The 3,530-nt window shown below is 24.3% G+C and carries 2 protein-coding genes; both read left to right on the top strand.

Features of this window, described 5'->3' with window-relative positions:
* Positions 1 to 389 precede the first annotated feature (389 nt).
* Entirely contained in the window at positions 390 to 1,577 is a 1,188-nt protein-coding gene (gene spoIVB, locus CSGHG_RS02135; protein ID WP_010292253.1) for a SpoIVB peptidase, read from the top strand.
* 201 nt (positions 1,578 to 1,778) lie between these two features.
* A complete protein-coding gene (spo0A, locus tag CSGHG_RS02130) occupies positions 1,779 to 2,594 on the top strand; it encodes a sporulation transcription factor Spo0A (protein WP_010292251.1) in 816 nt (271 codons plus the stop codon).
* The last annotated feature ends 936 nt before the right edge of the window (positions 2,595 to 3,530 follow it).

The following is a 3,530-nucleotide window of genomic DNA, read 5'->3' as shown; positions in this document are numbered from 1 at the left end:
ACTTTACAATTTACTTTAAAATTCTATATTAGAAATAAATATTAAAAAATAAAATTAATTTACAAAAATAACAATAGTTATTTATAAGTTAAGCATACAATATATATTAAGAGATATATTTATATAATTTATCATATAAAAAAATATATAAATAAAAGTTATATACAAGGAAATTTTAATACAAGAAAAAAGGAATTAATAGTAATTAAGTTTTAAAAGCTAAACATATTTATTGTTACAAGGATTTGATGTTCCAAACTTATACTAAAAATTTATCTAAATAATAGTAACATCTTATGATTTTAACTTTTAAAGAAATATAATATCAACATAATAAATTTAAAACTTGGGAAATTTAAAAATACAAAGTTAAAAGGAGGCATAGCATTATGAAAAAGAATAGAAATAATATATTATCTTTATTTATATCAAGTATAATATTTTTTACTATAATCTTTAGTTCAGGAAATTTAGGTGAAAACATTGAATTGGCTTTTAAATTAAATAAAGATAATTCATATAGCTATAATGAAGGAATACTTAAAACTAAAAATCTAGATGTTAGCGTAAGTAATATAAACAAAAATTCTATAAAATTAAATAAAAATTTATATGCTAAAGCTTCCGAAATTAAATTATACCCAGGTGGTCAACCTTTAGGAATAAAGTTAAATACTAAAGGAGCTTTAGTAATAGCATTATCTGATATACAAACTAATAATGGTTTAATTAGTCCAGGAGCTAAAGCTGGAATAGAAATTGGTGATAGCATATTAAAAATTAATAATGAAGAAATAAATAGCTCAGAAGATGTAGCAACTTTTGTAAACAGATGCAATGGCGAAGAAATTTTAATTACAATTAAAAGAGAAAAAAATATTATGGATGTTAAATTAAAACCAGTTAAATGCTTAGATGATGATAAATATAAAATAGGACTTTGGGTAAGAGATTCTACAGCTGGTGTTGGAACATTAACTTTTTATGATGAAAAAAGTAAAAGATTTGGAGCGTTAGGACATCCGATAACAGATGTAGATACAGGAAATATTATGTCTATATCAAATGGAGAAATAATTTCATCTAACATAGTTTCAGTAAGAAAAGGAGAAAGAGGAAATCCTGGAGAATTAAGAGGGATTTTTACAGATGAAACTAGTAGTTTAGGGAATATAGAGTATAATACGGAATGTGGAATATTTGGTAAAGGGAACGATTCATTATTAAATGGAGTTTATAATAAGCCATTACCAATAGCATCAAGAGATGAAATAAAAATTGGTAAGGCACAAATATTAACTACAATTGAAGGAAATGAACCTAGATTTTATGATATACAAATTGAAAAACTATTACCACAGAATGAAGCAGGATCTAAAAGTATGGTAATTAAAATTACTGATGAGGAATTTTTAAGTAAAGTTGGTGGTATAGTTCAAGGTATGAGTGGTAGTCCGATTATACAAGATGGCAAAATAATAGGTGCTGTGACACATGTGTTAATTAACAAGCCAGATACTGGTTATGGTATATATATTGACTGGATGCTAAGGGATTCAGATATTTTATCAAAATAGATAGATTTTTTCCAAGAAAAATAATAAAATGTATAAGAGAGGGTTCTTATGCATTTTATTATTTTAATTTTAAATTTGAAAAAGTGTAAAATAATTACAAAATTCATTTTTTTTAAATTTAAAAGAAGGAATTATATTTCTTTTGTCGAAAATATAGATTGTTAGAAAATGGTAATTAGTAGGAAAAGGGGAGTATATAATATGGAACAAAATAGTATCAGTGTACTTATCGCAGATGATAATAAGGAATTTTGTAATATTCTTAATGACTACTTACTAAGTCAAAAAGATATTAATGTGGTTGCTATAGCGAAAGATGGTATAGAAGCATTAAAGTTCATAGAAGAGAAAAAACCAGATTTAGTAGTTTTAGATATAATAATGCCACATTTAGATGGATTAGGTGTACTTGAAAAATTAAATAGTATGAACTTAGATCCTATGCCAAGAATAATTGTTTTATCTGCAGTAGGTCAAGATAAAATAACACAAAGGGCAATAACTTTAGGTGCAGATTATTATGTAGTTAAACCATTTGATATGGATGTATTTACAAAGAGAATTAGACAGATGTTTAATAACACAATAACAGGTGATGAAAATAAGAAACCTATAGTTGTATCAGAAGTACCAACAATATCAAAAACAGCTGAAAGTGGACCAGTAAATTTAGAAACAGAAATAACTAATATAATTCATGAAATAGGTGTACCAGCGCACATTAAAGGATATATGTATTTAAGAGAAGCTATAACTTTAGTTGTAAATGATATAGAATTTTTATCAGCAGTAACAAAAGAATTATATCCAACTATAGCTAAAAAGTACAATACTACTGCAAGTAGGGTTGAGAGAGCTATAAGACATGCTATAGAAGTAGCTTGGAGCAGAGGACAAGTTGATACAATTAATAAGTTATTTGGATATACTATTCATAATGATAAAGGTAAGCCAACTAATAGTGAATTTATAGCTATGGTTGCAGATAAATTAAGATTAAAAAATAGAGTTAGCTAACAGATATTTTGAAAAATTTATAATTTTTAAAATAATAAATAAATGTAAGTTAAGAAAAGGTATATGTTTTATTAAATATTTATATTATATTTGATTAAATGTGTGCCTTTTTCATGTAAAAAATTAAAAGAAATATTATAATTTGGGAAAAATGAATTAAGTAGTACAAGAGTGAGTATATAGATTTATAAGTTGACTTTTAAAATTACTCGTTCCAAAACTTGGATACCCAAATAGTGAGACATGCTCTGAATCACTTGGAACTCAACACTATATTTTGTATAAAAATATTTTAAAGTTATTGAATAAATTTAAATTGGAGCTTGTTTCCCTATATTAATGTCTATTTGAGAGTTGAAAATAAAAAAGTTATAAATTATATATTAGTTTTAATTTTAAGTAGATATTTAAATAACATAAAAGTATATTTTAATAATTATATAATAAAGTTATAATTAAAATAAATTCTAGTAAGCTATTAAAGTAGTTTAAATGCGTCAGGAAGCTTAAAAACGAAATTAAGGATGTAGACTTCAATAAAGTTGTAAAGAGTCTAAAATTGATGTATTTTGATTAATATAGCTATTATATGATTATAAACATATGAAGACTAATGATTATATTTAATATTAATAAAACAATATAAGGGAGTATTAGTATATTACACAACGAAGGGGTAATTTAGGAAGTATTATGCAAGATGGGTTTGAATCTTATAATAAACTCAGTTTTAGAAAAAGAAGATTATTATATTCTTTTTAATAATAATTTTTATTGCAATATGGATATTTACAAGCAGATATATTGCTAAGAAAACTATTTTTGATTATATGGATAGACAGGGTATATCAAGAAATGATATTGTGGTTGAAGATTTTTTAAAAATTGGGATGTTAGTGGATATAATTACATGGTCTATATTAAAGGTGAAGATCC

Origin of the sequence: Clostridium senegalense JC122, from assembly GCF_000285575.1 — a bacterium.
GTDB classification, from domain to species: Bacteria; Bacillota; Clostridia; order Clostridiales; family Clostridiaceae; genus Clostridium_J; species Clostridium_J senegalense.
Note: the sequence above shows the minus strand (reverse complement) of the source record. Positions and strands in the feature narration are given on the sequence as shown.